Below are 16483 nucleotides of genomic sequence, written 5' to 3' on the forward strand. Positions count from 1 at the left end.
AACATCCATATATTATTACTTCATATGTATTAATTAAGTTTATATATTACAACCAAAAAATAGGTGATACCGAAATAAAATGACGAAATTTTTACAATACTCATAAACTTTATACCACATACTAATAGTAACTCCTATTTCAAGAAATAACAATTAAAAAGAGTAATTTAAGTATAATGAAGTTTCGTTATACTTAAATTACTCTTTTTCTCCTGTATATTCTAAGAACTTTATAAACAAACTAATAGAAAAACCTAACTTCAAAATTGAAGTTAGGTTTTTTTTACGCGCCCAGAGAGATTCGAATCCCTTTTGGGAAAAATTTATCCCGCATTAACAGGCAATAATACTCCCACCTCAAAATTCGGTGAAAGCAAAGAAGTTAGGTGGGAGATAAACTGCCTGTAAAAGCCCGATTGGTTCAACTAATAATCAGTGGGGGATGAAGCCCCCCACTGATTAAAGTTTCACTTTATTTTGTAAGCTTGATGGCACTAGATAGCGCACATGCTTTAACAGTTTAAATTGTTGTTCTTATTATTCTATTCCTCGTGAAGCAGGTTGAGGTTCAGTGGGTATTTCCTGCTGTTGTTTAGCAAACAGATTTGCTAATCCTGCTATTTCATATGGAAACAAGATGGTACTATTTTTTTCCGCTGCAATCTCTGTCATAGTTTGCAGCGTACGTAATTGTAGTGCTGCTGGCTGTTTACTAATTAATTCGGCAGCTTGAGAAAGCTTTTCAGCCGCTTCATACTCTCCTTTTGCAGCAATTACCTTTGCAACCCGCTCACGTTCCGCTTCTGCTTCCTTAGCCATTGCACGACGTAACCCTTCTGGAAGGTCCATTGAGCGTATTTCTACCCCTGTTACCTTTATTCCCCATGGTTCTGTAGCCTTATCTAACTCTTTTCGCAACAGATCATCCAATTTTTTTTGCTCAGTGAGCATTTCCTGCATCGTGTGAGCACCGAGGTTCGAACGAAGAATCGTTTGAGCTACCGTCGAAGTTGCCTTACGGTAATTTTCAACATCAAGAAGTGCCTTTTGAGCATTGACCACTTGATAGTACACAACAGCATTTATGGTAACCGGAACACTGTCTTTCGTAATTATATCTTGATTCTCAACATTTTCGACTCGAATACGCATATCCACTTTTTGTACTGTTTCGATTAATGGTACAACAAACTGAACGCCAGGTTCAATCGAACGAGTGTAACGCCCCAATCGAAGTACAACACCTTGTTCATACTGTTGCACGATTCGAATCGAACTGAAAGTAACAATGGCTAAAAGAACAATTAAAAAAATGAGAGGCACTATCATACGAAGTCAACTCCTTAAATAGGCAACAATTGCCTAAATTTATAAACTATATCCATTTTACCAAATTTTCTTATTTTCAACTAGGGTGCCATGTACATTTTAACGCTTTGGAGATAGTCTCATTTCTTAATTTGATGGGCATAAGCGGAATCACTAATCGTCTGATACTAATCAACAGCTAAATTCCAGATACCATGTAGAATCGCCAAGCCTCGCTAATAAGCGACTCAATAACATTCAGGGCATCGCCAGTTCTCCCAAAGAATCGTCATGTCCGCGCTAGATATAAAGTGACACTTCCATCAGTGGGGTCTTACTGCTCTCGAATAACGTGACAAAATTATTCCTATCTTTACGACGCGTTTTACAATTCGTTTTTTAGTCAACAAAAAAAACCCCAATCTGAAGAATGATTCAGACGAGAGTTTCAGCTTACATATTATTTGATTTTCGGCGTGTGAACTACGGTACATATACGGACGTTCAAAGGGATTAAACTCACATATCACGTTTCTCGTATTGTTTCCGTCCTTTCACGCTTTCTTGACAACGCTGATTGCGTCACAAACGCTGTCATATCATCTAGAACGCGCCCAGAGGGATTCGAACCCCCGGCAGACGTGGTACCGGAAACCACCGCTCTATCCAGCTGAGCTATGGGCGCATGAAATATATAATAGTATCCTTACAACCGCAAGAGACACTTTCCCACTGCCTCGCGTAATGTTTATTATACGATATCTTCGTTTTGGAAGCAATTACTTATTACGTCGCAGTTTACAAAGCCACTCCTACATCCTACCCTTCTCTTCCTTCAACCTTATCCGTTCGTGCATTGAACTACCCTCACCTATCTTCTTTGATCCCCTCTCAATCTTGAGGTGGGGGTTTTACTGTCCGTTAATGCGGGATAAAAGAAACGCCCACGTCGATTGACGACGCAGGCGATATAACTCAGATTATCAGTAGCAAATTCATAAATAACCGAAATGAACTATTTATGCAAATGATATGGAACCGTTGTAATCACGATATCTTTATGACGAATAAACCACATTCGTAAAAGAAGTGCACTCTGGTTATGTAATACATGATGCCACCATTTGTGTGGAATAAACTGCGGGATAATAATATGGATATGTCCCCCATTTTCTTTTTTCGCCTCTATTGTTTTAATAAGACGATTCAGCGGTTCAAGAATAGAGCGATATTTACTACGAAGAACTACCAGCCTACAAGGAGTTCCCCACTCTTTCCACTTCTTCTCCATTTTATCTATAGATTGCTCATCGAAACCAACATATACAGCAATCGGATCAACATCTAAGCTTTTCGCAAAGGAAATCGTATTGTTCACAACACGATGAACACCTGACACTAAAACAAGGGTGACTACCTTGCTTGCTTCTGGACGTATACTTTGCGTATCAATGCGCAGTTCTTTTGCAATATCTTCATAATGCTTGTGAATAGCCATTGAAATAAAAATGATAATAGGCAATACAACTAATACAACCCAAGCGCCGCCTGTAAACTTTGTAACAGCGAAAATAACAGCGACTATTGCTGTAATAACAGCACCAACTGTATTAATCGTAAGCTTAATTTTCCAATTTGGTCCTTTAACTCGTTTCCAGCGGCGCATCAAACCAATTTGCGCTACTGTAAATGAAAGGAAAACACCGATTGCATACAATGGAATTAAAGCATTCGTATGCGCATGAAACGAAATAATCAAAATACATGCCAATGATGCTAATACAATAATTCCGTTTGAATACCCTAAACGGTCTCCGCGATTTGTCAAACTTCGAGGCAAAAATCCATCTGCTGCTACAATCGCAGCAAGCTGAGAAAATCCTGTAAATGTAGAATTTGCCGCTAAAATCAAAACAATAAACGTAAACCATATAATTACTTGATATAAAATCCCGTGTCCAAAATACATGCCAGTCAACTGAGACAACATCGTGTTGTGCGGATCTGGCGTAATTCCCTTCACATACAGATGATACGAAAATCCTAACAGTGTCACAGCTGTGATCGTGCCTAAAGCAATATAAGTTCTAATTGCATTTTTTTGCTGCGGTTCTCTAAAAATAGGAACTGCATTTGAAATTGTCTCAATTCCTGTAAGCGCCGAACAAGCTGAGCTGAATGCTTTCAAAATCAATAAAGTTGTTAATCCCTCTGGAACCGTTCCAAAGGACGGTGTAGTTGATTGTGTAAAGCCGTGACGAAATTCATCAAAAAAGCCGGTAAAAATTAAAATTAACATACAAATCATAAAACCAAATGTTGGCCAAGCAAAAACGCGGGCTGATTCTGCTACTCCTCGCAAGTTCACAAGTACTAAGAGAATAACACACAAAATGGCCAAAATCGTTTCATAAGGAGCAACTACAGGGTAAGCAGATGAAACGGCCTCCATAGCTGCAGATACAGATACAGCCACGGTCAACACGTAATCAACGAGCAACGAACTAGAAGCAACGAGAGAAACCCATCGCGGCTTGAAGTTATCTTTTGCAATGGCATATGCTCCCCCGCCGTTTGGATATGCCAAAATCCCCATAATATACGATACAATCAAAATTGCCAAAAGAACGATCGTAGAAATGGTAATAGGTAAAATTAACCATTTCGCACCAGGACCAAGCCCTGCAAGCTCTGTCATTCCTGATTCAGGTCCATATGCAACGGATGAATACAAATCCGCTGAAAGGATAGGCAGTGCAATCAACCAAAATAACTTGTTATGGTGTGCATGAAGCTCCGATGTTCGCATAGGGCGACCAATTAAAAACCGCTTCACACTACTGAAGTTACTTGCAGAAAACCAAATTGCAACTAATGCTAGTATGATTAATACTGCTTCCAACCATCTAACTAAAGTATGATGATCCATAACTTTTTCTCCTTTTAATTACTATTTTTTTATTCTCCTTATTTTAATTGATACGTAATATTTTGAACAACAAAATCTAAACTATGTAGCTTTCAAAAATATCCACAATAAAAAACCTGCAATCAACATTTAGAAATTTATTATATATAATACGAAAAACCTGCTAGCTTCATGCTAACAGGCTGCATAATGGTGAGTAGAAGAAACAAATCCTTCTACCCCTATATTATGTAATATCTCCTCCATCATTATCCATGTTAATTTTCTTGTATTTTTTAAAATCAAAAATGACACGTTTTCAAGAAAACCTAAAATTGGTAATTATATTTCAGCACCCATTCACAAATTCTAATGATTGAAATCAAATTCAACAAGAGGAGGAATTACGTTATGACTGTAATTACAAAACTTAAACAAACTGTTTCAGGATTAAAAAGTGCACAAGCAAGCTTAGAAGGATTCGCTCTTGATACTGATAACCAACAAGCGAAGCAATTATTTCAAAGCGCAGCACAGCAAACGCAATCAATTATTGAGACTTTATCTCCACGTGTGCAAGAAGTTGAACAAGAAGAACCTCAATATACACAGCAATAACAACATAAGAAAAACTGGTCATTCATAAGCCAGCGCACTGCAAAAAAACAGAATGATACTTAATTAATGTACGCCTACAGATACTCTTTACACATAGGCTAATTCATTATCATATGTATACTTTCTGATTAGCTGAAAAAGGGGTGATGTAATATCATCCTTTTTTCAAATCAAATTACATAAAGCAATAGAAATGGAATGATACCATGCGAAAATTCGGAACAATCTCCTTGTTATTCCTTCTCTTATTCAGTTTCCTATGCGGATGTCACAGTCCATTAGATAAAAAAGATACACAAGAAAAGCAAGAATCAGCACAAGAAATAAATAAAACAGATGCGAAACTAACAAAGATAAACATAGAATCCATTAATCAATCGATAGCGGATGAAGCGAAAAATAAGATTCTTGGCATGGAAGAAATAGTTGATGTAAAAGCTGTTAATTTAAATAACGAGCTTTATGTAGCTGCGAAACCAGAGCACCATGAACGCTTTCAACTAGACAAATTAAAAAAGGAAATGAAACAGACATTAAAAAAGATGTATCCTAATTTTAAAATTTATGTAAGCGTAGATAAAAAGATTTTGATGTTGCTCGATAAGTTAGAAACCAAGATTAAAAATAAAGAAGTAGATAAGGAAGAAGTAAAAAAACAGCTAAAAATAGTGAAAAAAGAAATGCATTCTGATACGTAAGGATACTTTTCAAAACAGAAAAGGAAGGATTCATATGTCAAAGAGAAACAAAGATTTAACACCAGTGCAGCAAGAGTATAAACAATTTGAAAAGCAGCGTGAACCGAAGCGGCCTGTTCTGAAGAATTGTATAAGAGCTTTTTTTATGGGCGGTTTTATTTGCTTAATCGGTCAACTTATCTCCACGTTTTATATTACTTATTTCGATTTCACTGAAAGATCAGCCGGAAATCCGACTGTAGCTACAATGATTTTTATTTCCATGCTCCTAACAGGTTTTGGTGTTTACGATCGATTGGCTCAGTTTGGCGGGGCTGGTACAGCTGTTCCTGTTACCGGTTTTGGAAACTCAGTCATTGCAGCTTGTATTGAGCATCGTACAGAAGGCTTTGTTCTTGGAGTAGGTGGGAATATGTTTAAGTTAGCAGGGTCCGTTATTTTATTTGGTGTATTTTCCGCTTTTGTCATCGCACTTATTAGAACCATTTTATTTCAATGAGGAGGGTTTTAAATGTTACAAGGTCACCGAACATGGGTATTTGAAAATAAGCCTGTGATTATATCGACTGGTGTCATTGGCGGACCATTTGAAGCGAAAGGAAAAATCCCTGAAGATTTCGATACATTGCACGATAATTTATGGTTAGGACAAGACTCCTATGAAAAAGCACATCGAATTTTATTTGAAGAAGCTTGCAGCAGGGCAACCGAAAAAGCAAAACTACGTAAAGAAGACATTCAATTTATCCTAACAGGAGATCTTATCAATCAAATCACTCCCTCAAGTTTTGCCTGTCGAACACTCGGCGCTCCTTATCTCGGATTGTTTGGGGCTTGCTCTACTTCAATGGAAGGCCTTGCTTTAGGTGCAAGTATTGTAAATGGAAAAGGGGCGAAATACTTATTAACAGGGGCTTCTAGCCATAATACCGCTGTTGAAAAGCAATTCCGATATCCAACTGAATATGGAGGACAAAAGCCCCCTACAGCTCAGTGGACAGTAACTGGAGCAGGGGCTGCTTTATTAAGTGATCAAGGGGACGGACCTTGCGTTACATCAGCAACAATTGGAAGGGTCATTGATATGGGTTTATCAGATCCATTTAATATGGGAGGTGCCATGGCTCCCGCTGCTGTCGATACAATAGAAGCGCATTTAAGAGATCGACAAATTGATGCATCCTACTATGACTTAATTGTAACGGGGGATCTCGGTCACGTAGGACGCGAAATTGCCTTTGATTTACTGCGCAAGCAAGGAACATCTATAACAAGCGAACAGTTTCAAGATTGCGGATTACTCATTTATAGGGAAGATCAACCGGTATTAGCAGGAGCAAGCGGTCCCGGCTGTTCAGCAACTGTCGTGTACGGGCATTTATTAAATCGAATGAAAAAAGGGGAATTTAACAAAATACTCGTAGTCGCTACCGGTGCGTTACTTTCTCCAATAACTTTCCAGCAGCAAGAAACCATTCCTTGTATTGCCCATGCAGTATCCATTGAAGTTGGAGGTGTACAGTAAATGATCTTTTTTTGGGCTTTCGTAATTGGTGGTATCATTTGTGTGATTGGTCAAATTATGTTTGATGTCTTTAAACTTACACCCGCTCATACAATGTCAACGCTTGTTGTCATTGGTGCCATATTAGACGGATTCAATTTGTATGAACCGTTAATTGATTTTGCCGGGGCCGGTGCAACAGTCCCTATTACAAGCTTTGGTAACGCCCTTGTTCACGGTGCGCTGGCAGAAGCGGCTGAGCATGGCCTTATCGGAGTTATAACAGGAATGTTCAAAGTAACAAGCGCTGGTGTATCTGCCGCGATTATCTTCGGTTTTATCGGAGCTTTATTATTTAAACCAAAAGGATAAGAGGTGTTCTCATGACTGTTGTCGCTAGTGTAAAAACATGCCTTGCCAGTTTAAAAGGTGCACAAGCAAGTTTAAGTACACTTTCACAAAACGCTGCTGACGAAGAAGCAAAACGCATCTTTCATGAATGCATGATAGACATGGATAACGTTATCGCTGATTTACAAAAACGAATTTCAGTATTAGAACGAGAAGAACCACAATATAAAGGATTTTAGGAAGACTGGAGGGAATTTCTATGCCTCACATTGACATCCCAGAATGGCCGCTTGTCATTATACGTTCTTTCTGTGTTTTAGTTATTTTATTCGCTATTACAAAATGGCTCGGCAAAAGACAAATCGCGCAACTTTCCTTCTTTGAATACATAGCCGGTATGACAATTGGTGATATCGCTGCAGAAGTATCAACAGGATTGGAACAAAATTTCGTCCATGGTATTTCTAGTATGATGGTTTTTGCTATCATCCCTTTTTTCGCAGGACTAATTTCCTTAAAAAATAAGATGGTACGAGATTTTGTTGAAGGTAAATCCACTATTTTTATAAAAGATGGTAAAGTACTCGAAGATAATTTAAAAAAGGAAAAATATACAAGCGACGAAATACTAGAGCTTCTTCGAAAAAAGGATGTATTCAATATAAACGATGTTGAATACGCTGTTCTCGAGCCAAGCGGGGAATTGAACGTTTTATTGAAGAAAGACAGACAACCACTAACCCCTAAAGATATTGGATTAAAAGTACCAAATGAAAAAGAAACACAAACAGTTATTATGGACGGAAACATACTAGACGAACCTCTTTCAGCTAGCGGCCATAATCGTGCTTGGCTCTACGCAGAACTCGAAAAAATTGGAGTTGCTCTAGACAATGTATTCATTGGACAAATCGACTCTTACGGACAATTAACCGTTGATATATATAACGATAAACTCCAAATGCCTTCTCCTCAAGATAAACCATTACTGCTCGCTTCCTTGAAGAAGTGCCATGCTGATCTTGAGTTATTTTCTTTAGAAACGAAATCAAACGCTGCTAGCAACATGTATGAAACGAATGCAAAGAGAATAGAAGAAATTTTAAATAAAGTAACGTATCTACTTAAAGAGTAGTGCAAAAAAGAACGCTCATATATATGTAATGGCGTTCTTTTTTCATGTAGTAGTCTTTCTCCATATTTGATATGTTTAAATTCATACAATTCGGTTATGATGAGGAAGGTAAAGAAGAAGGGAATTCCTTATCAGTAGCGAATTAACATGATACACATACATATTTTTTAAACTGAAGTGGTTTCGTTTGACCTTTATTGACCATAATTGTATTATAAAACTAACAAATGTGTTAAAGGAGGAAGTTACACATGAATTTAATTCCTACAGTTATTGAACAAACAAATCGCGGGGAACGTGCTTACGACATTTACTCTCGCTTATTAAAAGACCGCATCATTATGCTTGGAAGCGCAATCGATGACAACGTAGCAAACTCAATTGTTTCTCAGCTTTTATTCTTAGAATCACAAGACCCAGAAAAAGATATTCATATATATATCAACAGTCCTGGTGGCTCTATTACAGCAGGTATGGCAATTTATGATACAATGCAATTCATTAAACCAAAAGTATCTACAATTTGCATCGGTATGGCTGCATCTATGGGTGCTTTCCTACTTGCTGCTGGTGAAAAAGGGAAGCGTTTCGCTCTTCCAAACAGTGAAGTTATGATTCACCAACCACTTGGCGGTGCACAAGGACAAGCGACAGAAATCGAAATCGCTGCAAAACGCATCCTATTCTTGCGTGATAAATTAAACAAAATTCTTTCTGAACGTACAGGTCAAGATTTAGAAGTAATCGAGCGCGACACAGAGCGTGACAACTTCATGACAGCAGACAAAGCGCTAGAATACGGCTTAATCGACAAGATTTTTACAAATCGCTAATAAAAGCGAAAGCGGCTCGTTCAGAATCGCAGGGCGCCCGCGCCTAAGGCAGAGAAGTGCTTTTTACTTCGTCCGAGGGGGCGAAACGACCGGAGATTCTAGCTGCTGAAGCTGGATCATAAGATCACGCGTATATAAAAAAAGCTATCGCACATTTGCGATAGCTCTTTTTATTGTTCCTTTTGCACATAAGCAACAAGTGCTTCTAATGCTGCTGTTTCATCTGATCCTTCTGTAGTAATTGTAACTTTGCATCCAGCTCCGATTGCTAAGCTCATAATCCCCATAATACTCTTAGCATTGACCGTTTTTCCGTCTTTCTCCATAAAAATATCAGCTTGAAAACGATTTGCTTCTTGTACAAACAACGCTGCCGGACGTGCTTGTAATCCAGCTTTCAACAACACCTCTACCTGTTTTTGAACCACTGTTCCATTCCCCTTTACCTTTTATTTTTTTACAACCGCTTCTCCAGCACGTAATTTATCAGCAATGTCATCGATTTTACGCAAGCGATGGTTAATACCCGATTTACTAATGTTCCCCCCGGATACCATTTCCCCCAATTCTTTCAATGTAACATCTTGATAATTAATACGCAGCTCTGCGATTTCACGTAATTTATCTGGTAAGAAATCCAGACCAACTGTTTCCTCAATATACCGAATATTTTCGATTTGCCTTAATGCTGCACCAATCGTTTTATTTAAGTTTGCTGTTTCACAGTTCACAAGACGATTTACAGAATTACGCATATCGCGCACAATACGAATATCTTCAAACCTTAAAAGGGCATTATGAGCACCAATAATATTTAAGAACTCAGTAATCTTTTCCGCTTCCTTTAAATACGTAATATACCCTTTTCGCCTTTCTAACGTCTTACTATTTAATGCAAACTCGTTCATAAGTTCACATATCGCATCATTATGTTCTTTGTATAACGAAAAAACTTCTAGATGATATGACGATGTTTCCGGATTATTAACGGAACCACCAGCTAAGAACGCACCGCGTAAGTATGAACGTTTACAGCATTTTTTCTCAATTAATTCTTGTGAAATATCACGAATAAACGAAAAATCCTCTCTTACAATGTGTAAATCCGATAGAATTTCACGTGCTTTTTCGACTAAACGAACGATATACACATTATTTTTCTTTAAGCGCATTTTCTTACGCACAAGCAATTCAACTGTAACGTTATATCCTTTTTTCAATAATGTATAAATCCTTCGAGCAATCGCTGCATTTTCCGTTTGAATATCAATAATTACACGGCGATTTGAAAAGGAGAGTGAACCGTTCATACGAAGTAATGCTGATAACTCTGCCCTCTCACAGCACGCCTTCATTTCAAGCTTTGTCAGCTCTTTCTTTGTTTCTGATGCAAATGACAACCATTTCACCTCCTGACAAAATATAAACTCATCATTATTTTTATACCCTAAATGAATTTGTAGCGTTACTCCAAAGAAGTAACGCCTTCTATCCTGCAAGCCTATTTACTATTCTTTCAAGCTTACAATTTATATTAACGAATGTAAAATCGAAGCTAGTTTTACTGTATCATGACGTACAACTTGATCATCATACTTTACTAAACGCTCTTTAATCAACTTAATATTTTTTGCTGTAAAATGCGCTTCATCAATTACAACTGGCTCCGACATTTCTTCTGCATAACGCTCTAATAATTCAGCTGGAATTAGTTCATCGTTCACTATTACTGTATCAATAAACGCTTCTCCAAGATGATCATGCAATGCTTTTACATGATCAAACGCTGTATATTCCATTGTTTCACCCGCTTGGGTCATTACATTACACACATATACTTTCTTCGCTTTTGCACGAAGGACTGCATCGCCGATTTTTTTTACCATTAAATTCGGCAAAATACTTGTATACAGACTACCTGGTCCAAATACAAGTAAATCAGCTTTATGAATTTCTGTTAATGTTTCATGAAGCGGCTCTACTTCCCCTGGTGTTAAAAAGACACGGTTAATTTTTTTACCGTAATACGGAATTTTAGATTCTCCGCTTACAATTTGCCCGCCTTCCAACTCTGCATTCAAAACAACACTTTGATTTGCAGCCGGAAGTACGCGGCCTCTTACATTTAACACTTTACTTGTTTCTGTAATAGCATGAAAGAAATCGCCCGTAATAGCCGTCATTCCCGCTAACAATAAATTACCAAGCGCATGCCCTGTTAATCCTTCTCCTGATGTAAAACGATGTTGAAATAATGCCTCGACAAGAGGCTCCACATCAGACAACGCAACAAGCACGTTGCGAATATCTCCAGGAGGTGGAATTTCTAACTCATCACGAAGTCTCCCAGAACTGCCCCCGTCATCAGCAACCGTTACAATCGCTGTAATATCGACAGGATACTTTTTTAAACCGCGTAATAAAACGGATAGACCAGTTCCGCCTCCCATAATAACGATTTTCGGTTTCCTCTCTTTTCCCATCGCCTAATGTCCCTTTCTCTTCTCCACATCACGATGAGTCACATGAGTTGGACAATCTTGCTTCAAATATTTCGTCAAATATTCTGCAAGCGTAACGGATCGATGTTGTCCCCCTGTACATCCAATCGCAATAACAAGTTGACTTTTTCCTTCTCGTTTATAATGCGGAAGCATAAAGGAAATAAGATCTGTTAATTTCTCTAGAAATTTATGCGTTTCATTAAATTTCAGCACATAGGACGATACTTCCTCATCAAGACCTGTTAACGGCTTCATGTGTGGAATATAATATGGGTTCGGTAAAAAACGAACATCAAATACTAAATCAGCATCAATTGGAATACCATATTTAAATCCAAATGACATCACGTTCACACGAAATGCTTGCTCACTCTCAGTTGAGAATAATTGAACAATCTTTTCTCTTAACTCTTTCGGTTTTAAGTCTGACGTATCAAGTACAATATTCGCGCGCGCCTTCATATCTGTTAATAGCGTACGCTCTGCTTCTATTCCTTTTAACGGAAGACCTGTTGGAGCAAGTGGATGTGAACGCCTTGTTTCTTTATAACGAGTTACAAGCGTACTATCTTTTGCATCTAAAAATAAGATATGCGGAATAATCCATGTGCGCTCTGTTAAATCATCAAGCGCTCCCCATAAATGATCAAAAAACTCTCGGCCACGCAAATCGATACCAAGCGCTACTTTATTCATTTCCCCTTTCGAATCTGCCATTAATTCAACAAACTTCGGTAACAACATGGGCGGTAAATTATCCACACAAAAATATCCTAAATCCTCAAAGCTTTGCAGAGCAACAGTTTTCCCTGCTCCGGACATTCCTGTAATAATGACCATTTTAATATCATTATGTGCGTCCATCATATCCCCCCCCTTCTGGCTTAACTCGGATCTAATCGATACGAAAGTAATTCAAAGTCTGACGTATATACAAATGTACCGTAAATAATACCATTTCCTTTAATTAAATAATCAATAATATGATAATCACCTGGCGCCATTGGCAACTCATCAATCTTATCAAGTGTATGCCAACCTATTATACCCTCTTCGCTTTGCAATTTATTTTCTCCTGCAAAGTCTGTTGCCAAAAAGGAGAACATCATCCATTCAGAAACAACCTTATCCCCTTCTTGAATTACGAAAGTAAAGACACCTTTTAATATTGGATTCTTTAAATAAATACCCGTTTCTTCGCGATATTCGCGAACAACCGATTCTCTTACTGTTTCGCCGCGCTCCATCTTACCGCCTGGAGCAACCCACCAATTTCGACGAGGCTTTTGTAATAGGAGAACTTCATTATCCTTAATTAACACACAGTTTGTCACTCTTTGCAAACTTCTCACCTCAGCTACTTATAACAGGGAATTCCCATTATATACTCACTTCATTATACTATCAAATACAGTTTGTCACAACGAAGGAACTCCCGGCCTGCCACAAATGAAAAAGATGATGAGAGGCTATTCCCATCACCATTTAGTGAAAAATAAAATTAGGATAATTCTTGCTGAGCAAGCAGTAAGCCCCCGCAAAAAATTCTTATACAATTATTGATCATCTACAATAATATATGCTGTTTTTATTGGTCCATGCACGCCTACAACAAGATTCATTTCAATATCAGCACTGTTAGATGGACCAGAAATGAAATTCAAACAGGATGGAATTTCTTCCCCCTTCCTATTTTGATTGTGAATCATCTTCGTAGCCTGTGTTAAACGTGGCACAATCGTACTTTTCGGGACAATTGCAATATATGATTCTGGAAGAAGACTAACAGGCCTTCCTCTCGTACCCTCATTAAATAAAACAACGGTTCCTGATTCAGCGAGAGTAATATCACTGAACGTAATTCCAACGTCAGCTGTTTTTGCAAATTCAATACTCTCTTCTTTATGATTTAAGTCCCATTTATGAAAACGTGTTGCATCGTCATTTGTTAAAAAATCACTAAGATTATATTCATCGAATCGTTCATCATGAGAATAAATAACTGATTTTATATTCCATTCTTTCATAAAGGATTGTAATGTTTCAGCAAGATTCGCCTTTGTTGTTCGCTGAACTTCTGTATGAATATCTTTGCATTGTTCAATTAACTTCAGTATAAGTTCATCTTGTGTTAATCCGTCAAAAATACTCCATTGCGGAGAAAAAGACCAGCTCGGCTTCTTTACTGCTTCTGGACGTTTTCTCCCTAGCTTTTCTGATAACTTGGATAAAAACTCCTCACGATTTTGAATGGCCATTATCGATCCTCCCTTGACCGTTTTTCAAACCAATCTCTAAACAGTTGTTTTTTCGGAGCCGGGAAGTCTCTTGCTTCTGTCCAAGCTTTTAACGGTCCTACTCCGCGTTCAATTTTGTCTCCTTTTATAAAAGGCCTTAATGCGTACGGAGCTGTCCTCGCTGCCAAAGAGAACGACCTTGAGCTATTCGCCATTTTTTCAAAACCTTTCATAGCCATATCCCAAGCTAAAGGAGACTTTTTCGCCTCTTCTACAATCTGTCGGCGATGTTGAATTAACAATTCGTGTAAAGGTATTTTTACAGGACATGCTTCCGTACAAGCACCGCAAAGGCTAGATGCATAAGGCAAATCCTTATACTCATCATATCCGCCTAAAAGTGGTGTCAATACAGCACCGATTGGACCCGGATAAATTGAACCGTATGCATGTCCTCCGATATGACGATATACTGGACATACATTAATACATGCTGCACAACGAATACATTGAAGGACACTCTGGAATTCTGTTCCTAAAATATTGGAACGGCCATTATCAACAATCACTAAATGAAATTCCTCAGGGCCATCTGTCCCCCCAGGTTCCGTTAAACCTGTAATATAACTTGTTAACTTTTGTCCTACAGAGCTTCGGCACAGGAGTGTTACTAAGATATCAAGCTCTTCCCATGTTGGGACAATCCGTTCCATTCCCATAACAGTAATTAACGTTTTGGGAATAGTCGTAACTAATCGTGCATTCCCTTCATTTGCTACAATCGAAACAGACCCAGACTCTGCAACAGCAAAATTACATCCAGTCACTCCTACATCCGCTGTTAAGAAATCGTTACGCAAGTAGTTCCGTACAAACCTCGCCATTTTTTCGGGATCAGCTGTTCCGGTATAACCTATTTTTTCTTTAAACAACTCGCAAATACTTTCTTTATCTTTATGAAGACAAGGAACAACAATATGTGATGGCGGATCATGGTCATTAATTTGTAAAATAAATTCTGCAAGATCCGTTTCTAGCACTTCCCCGCCAACTTCTTCAATTGCTTCATTTAGACTGATTTCTTCCGTTACCATAGATTTTGATTTCACAATTTTTTTCGCGTTTTTCTTTTTTATAATACCTTTTACATATTCCCTTGCCTCTTCAGCAGTCTCTGCGAAATAAACAAAGCCCCCGTTTTTCTCAACATTTTCACTAAGTTGATATAAATAATAATCAAGGTTTTCTAATGTATGCTTTCGAATCTCTTCTCCTAAAGATCGCCATTCTTCCCAATTCCCAAGACTCTCAGTTGCTTTTAGTTTCTTACCTCTAAGGCCATCTTGCGCTTTCGCAACAGCCCTTCTCATGAATTGATCACCAACGGCCGTTTCAGTACGTTTATGAAAGGGTTCGTTTCCAATTTTCATTCCCATTTTTATATCCCCTTTCTATCTTCATTTAATACTTGTGCAATATGCTTTACCTCAATTGGATAACCATTACGTGTTAATCGACCTTTTATATTCATTAAACAGCTGCAATCCATTCCGATTAACACTTCCGCACCTGTTTCCATAATATGTTTCACTTTTTCATCAACCATTTGCTCAGATATTTCTGCCATCTTCACTGAGAATGTGCCGCCAAATCCACAGCAATCATAATTGTGTGATAACGGAACGACTTCTAACCCTTTTACATGTTTTAATAACTTTTGAGGAGGTTCCTTAATACCCATCAACCGGCTCATATGACAAGATGTATGAACGGTTGCTTTTTTATGAAGTTCCGCACCTAAATCTTCTTTACCTAACACTTCTACAAGAAATTGTGTAAATTCATATGTTTTATTCGCCAGTTCAGTAGCTTTTTGCCGCCATTCTGTTTCACCTTCAGAAAATAAGCTTGAAAACTCGTGAACCATCATGACACAAGACCCGGATGGTGCCACAACATATTCTGCACCAGCAAATGCTTCAATCATATGTTTTGCAGCTGTTTTCGTTTCTTTTTGATAACCGCTATTATAAGCAGGTTGACCACAGCAGGTTTGATCTTTTGGAAAGTCGACTTCACAACCTAAATCTTCAAGAATTTCAACAACATCTTTTCCTACTTCTGGATAAAAAACATCTCCAAGACAAGTAATAAATACGGATACTCTCATATTGACACCTCCAAATAAGGTAAAGTAGCGGGATAAAAGTGAAACTTCCATTCGAAGGTGCCTTTCCTTCGAATAGTTAGTTGAACCAATCGGGTTCTTACAAGCAGTTCTCCTCCTCGAATTTCCAGCTTCGCTTACTGCTTGTTAGAGCGGGATACAGTGAAACTTCCATTCGAAGGTGCCTTTCCTTCGAATGGTTAGTTGAACCAATCGGGCT

Annotated in this window: 17 protein-coding genes, 1 tRNA gene and 1 pseudogene; 8 read left to right on the forward strand and 11 right to left on the reverse strand. The window is 38.1% G+C overall.

The window, feature by feature from the left end; all coding sequences use genetic code 11:
* Positions 1 to 537: 537 nt before the first annotated feature.
* The 3 genes from ACFQZ1_RS01100 to ACFQZ1_RS01110 form a co-directional block, all read right to left on the reverse strand.
* A complete protein-coding gene (locus ACFQZ1_RS01100; protein WP_377880256.1) occupies positions 538 to 1329 on the reverse strand; it encodes a slipin family protein in 792 nt (263 codons plus the stop codon).
* A gap of 588 nt (positions 1330 to 1917) precedes the next feature.
* Positions 1918 to 1993 (reverse strand) — tRNA-Arg (locus tag ACFQZ1_RS01105).
* Between the two features lie 330 nt (positions 1994 to 2323).
* Entirely contained in the window at positions 2324 to 4237 is a 1914-nt protein-coding gene (locus ACFQZ1_RS01110; protein WP_377880257.1) for an APC family permease, read from the reverse strand.
* A gap of 390 nt (positions 4238 to 4627) precedes the next feature.
* Between ACFQZ1_RS01110 and ACFQZ1_RS01115 the strand changes: the two genes are divergently transcribed.
* The 8 genes from ACFQZ1_RS01115 to clpP all read left to right on the forward strand — a co-directional run bounded on the left by ACFQZ1_RS01115 (position 4628) and on the right by clpP (position 9355).
* A complete protein-coding gene (locus ACFQZ1_RS01115) occupies positions 4628 to 4834 on the forward strand; it encodes a DUF1657 domain-containing protein (RefSeq protein WP_098308440.1) in 207 nt (68 codons plus the stop codon).
* Between the two features lie 206 nt (positions 4835 to 5040).
* Positions 5041 to 5532, forward strand: coding sequence for a YhcN/YlaJ family sporulation lipoprotein (locus ACFQZ1_RS01120; RefSeq protein ID WP_377880258.1), 492 nt, complete (start codon positions 5041 to 5043; stop codon positions 5530 to 5532).
* Between the two features lie 34 nt (positions 5533 to 5566).
* Entirely contained in the window at positions 5567 to 6031 is a 465-nt protein-coding gene (gene spoVAC, locus ACFQZ1_RS01125; RefSeq protein ID WP_377880259.1) for a stage V sporulation protein AC, read from the forward strand.
* A 12-nt stretch (positions 6032 to 6043) separates the two neighbouring features.
* Complete coding sequence (gene spoVAD / locus ACFQZ1_RS01130) at positions 6044 to 7057, forward strand: stage V sporulation protein AD (RefSeq protein ID WP_377880260.1); 1014 nt, start codon at positions 6044 to 6046, stop codon at positions 7055 to 7057.
* A complete protein-coding gene (gene spoVAE, locus ACFQZ1_RS01135) occupies positions 7058 to 7408 on the forward strand; it encodes a stage V sporulation protein AE (RefSeq protein WP_377880261.1) in 351 nt (116 codons plus the stop codon).
* An 11-nt stretch (positions 7409 to 7419) separates the two neighbouring features.
* The gene (locus ACFQZ1_RS01140; RefSeq protein ID WP_377880262.1) at positions 7420 to 7626 is read left to right on the forward strand and encodes a DUF1657 domain-containing protein; all 207 of its coding nucleotides are present in this window, start codon (positions 7420 to 7422) and stop codon (positions 7624 to 7626) included.
* Between the two features lie 20 nt (positions 7627 to 7646).
* Positions 7647 to 8522: a DUF421 domain-containing protein gene (locus tag ACFQZ1_RS01145; RefSeq protein ID WP_377880263.1), complete on the forward strand. Its 876-nt coding sequence runs from the start codon at positions 7647 to 7649 to the stop codon at positions 8520 to 8522.
* Positions 8523 to 8773: 251 nt separating this feature from the next.
* The gene (gene clpP / locus ACFQZ1_RS01150; RefSeq protein WP_098308426.1) at positions 8774 to 9355 is read left to right on the forward strand and encodes an ATP-dependent Clp endopeptidase proteolytic subunit ClpP; all 582 of its coding nucleotides are present in this window, start codon (positions 8774 to 8776) and stop codon (positions 9353 to 9355) included.
* Positions 9356 to 9525: 170 nt separating this feature from the next.
* On the opposite strand, the gene ACFQZ1_RS01155 is transcribed toward clpP, so the two are convergent.
* The 8 genes and pseudogenes from ACFQZ1_RS01155 to ACFQZ1_RS01190 form a co-directional block, all read right to left on the reverse strand.
* Positions 9526 to 9783, reverse strand: a complete 258-nt coding sequence (locus ACFQZ1_RS01155; RefSeq protein WP_377880264.1) for an HPr family phosphocarrier protein — start codon at positions 9781 to 9783, stop codon at positions 9526 to 9528.
* A gap of 21 nt (positions 9784 to 9804) precedes the next feature.
* On the reverse strand, positions 9805 to 10755 hold the full coding sequence (whiA, locus tag ACFQZ1_RS01160; RefSeq protein WP_377880265.1) for a DNA-binding protein WhiA: 951 nt from the start codon (positions 10753 to 10755) through the stop codon (positions 9805 to 9807).
* Positions 10756 to 10884: 129 nt separating this feature from the next.
* On the reverse strand, positions 10885 to 11838 hold the full coding sequence (locus ACFQZ1_RS01165) for a gluconeogenesis factor YvcK family protein (RefSeq protein ID WP_377880266.1): 954 nt from the start codon (positions 11836 to 11838) through the stop codon (positions 10885 to 10887).
* A 3-nt stretch (positions 11839 to 11841) separates the two neighbouring features.
* Positions 11842 to 12723, reverse strand: a complete 882-nt coding sequence (gene rapZ / locus ACFQZ1_RS01170; protein WP_377880267.1) for an RNase adapter RapZ — start codon at positions 12721 to 12723, stop codon at positions 11842 to 11844.
* A 20-nt stretch (positions 12724 to 12743) separates the two neighbouring features.
* Entirely contained in the window at positions 12744 to 13202 is a 459-nt protein-coding gene (locus ACFQZ1_RS01175; protein ID WP_377880268.1) for an NUDIX hydrolase, read from the reverse strand.
* Positions 13203 to 13415: 213 nt separating this feature from the next.
* Positions 13416 to 14117, reverse strand: a complete 702-nt coding sequence (locus ACFQZ1_RS01180) for a LutC/YkgG family protein (RefSeq protein ID WP_377880269.1) — start codon at positions 14115 to 14117, stop codon at positions 13416 to 13418.
* A pseudogene (locus ACFQZ1_RS01185) lies at positions 14098 to 15532 on the reverse strand (LutB/LldF family L-lactate oxidation iron-sulfur protein). The gene ACFQZ1_RS01180 and the pseudogene ACFQZ1_RS01185 overlap by 20 nt, the downstream one beginning before the upstream one ends.
* Before the next feature lie 2 nt (positions 15533 to 15534).
* Complete coding sequence (locus ACFQZ1_RS01190) at positions 15535 to 16266, reverse strand: (Fe-S)-binding protein (protein ID WP_377880270.1); 732 nt, start codon at positions 16264 to 16266, stop codon at positions 15535 to 15537.
* Positions 16267 to 16483: the final 217 nt, after the last annotated feature.

This window comes from Bacillus sp. CGMCC 1.60114 (assembly GCF_042676365.1).
GTDB classification, from domain to species: Bacteria; Bacillota; Bacilli; order Bacillales; family Bacillaceae_G; genus Bacillus_A; species Bacillus_A rhizoplanae_A.

What these genes read in the sequence shown, in the direction of transcription:
- ACFQZ1_RS01100 (WP_377880256.1), bottom strand. Translation starts at nt 1,329, where the DNA reads ATGATAGTGCCTCTCATTTTTTTAATTGTTCTTTTAGCCATTGTTACT.
- ACFQZ1_RS01110 (WP_377880257.1), bottom strand. Translation starts at nt 4,237, where the DNA reads ATGGATCATCATACTTTAGTTAGATGGTTGGAAGCAGTATTAATCATA.
- ACFQZ1_RS01115 (WP_098308440.1), top strand. Translation starts at nt 4,628, where the DNA reads ATGACTGTAATTACAAAACTTAAACAAACTGTTTCAGGATTAAAAAGT.
- ACFQZ1_RS01120 (WP_377880258.1), top strand. Translation starts at nt 5,041, where the DNA reads ATGCGAAAATTCGGAACAATCTCCTTGTTATTCCTTCTCTTATTCAGT.
- spoVAC (WP_377880259.1), top strand. Translation starts at nt 5,567, where the DNA reads ATGTCAAAGAGAAACAAAGATTTAACACCAGTGCAGCAAGAGTATAAA.
- spoVAD (WP_377880260.1), top strand. Translation starts at nt 6,044, where the DNA reads ATGTTACAAGGTCACCGAACATGGGTATTTGAAAATAAGCCTGTGATT.
- spoVAE (WP_377880261.1), top strand. Translation starts at nt 7,058, where the DNA reads ATGATCTTTTTTTGGGCTTTCGTAATTGGTGGTATCATTTGTGTGATT.
- ACFQZ1_RS01140 (WP_377880262.1), top strand. Translation starts at nt 7,420, where the DNA reads ATGACTGTTGTCGCTAGTGTAAAAACATGCCTTGCCAGTTTAAAAGGT.
- ACFQZ1_RS01145 (WP_377880263.1), top strand. Translation starts at nt 7,647, where the DNA reads ATGCCTCACATTGACATCCCAGAATGGCCGCTTGTCATTATACGTTCT.
- clpP (WP_098308426.1), top strand. Translation starts at nt 8,774, where the DNA reads ATGAATTTAATTCCTACAGTTATTGAACAAACAAATCGCGGGGAACGT.
- ACFQZ1_RS01165 (WP_377880266.1), bottom strand. Translation starts at nt 11,838, where the DNA reads ATGGGAAAAGAGAGGAAACCGAAAATCGTTATTATGGGAGGCGGAACT.
- rapZ (WP_377880267.1), bottom strand. Translation starts at nt 12,723, where the DNA reads ATGGACGCACATAATGATATTAAAATGGTCATTATTACAGGAATGTCC.
- ACFQZ1_RS01180 (WP_377880269.1), bottom strand. Translation starts at nt 14,117, where the DNA reads ATGGCCATTCAAAATCGTGAGGAGTTTTTATCCAAGTTATCAGAAAAG.
- ACFQZ1_RS01190 (WP_377880270.1), bottom strand. Translation starts at nt 16,266, where the DNA reads ATGAGAGTATCCGTATTTATTACTTGTCTTGGAGATGTTTTTTATCCA.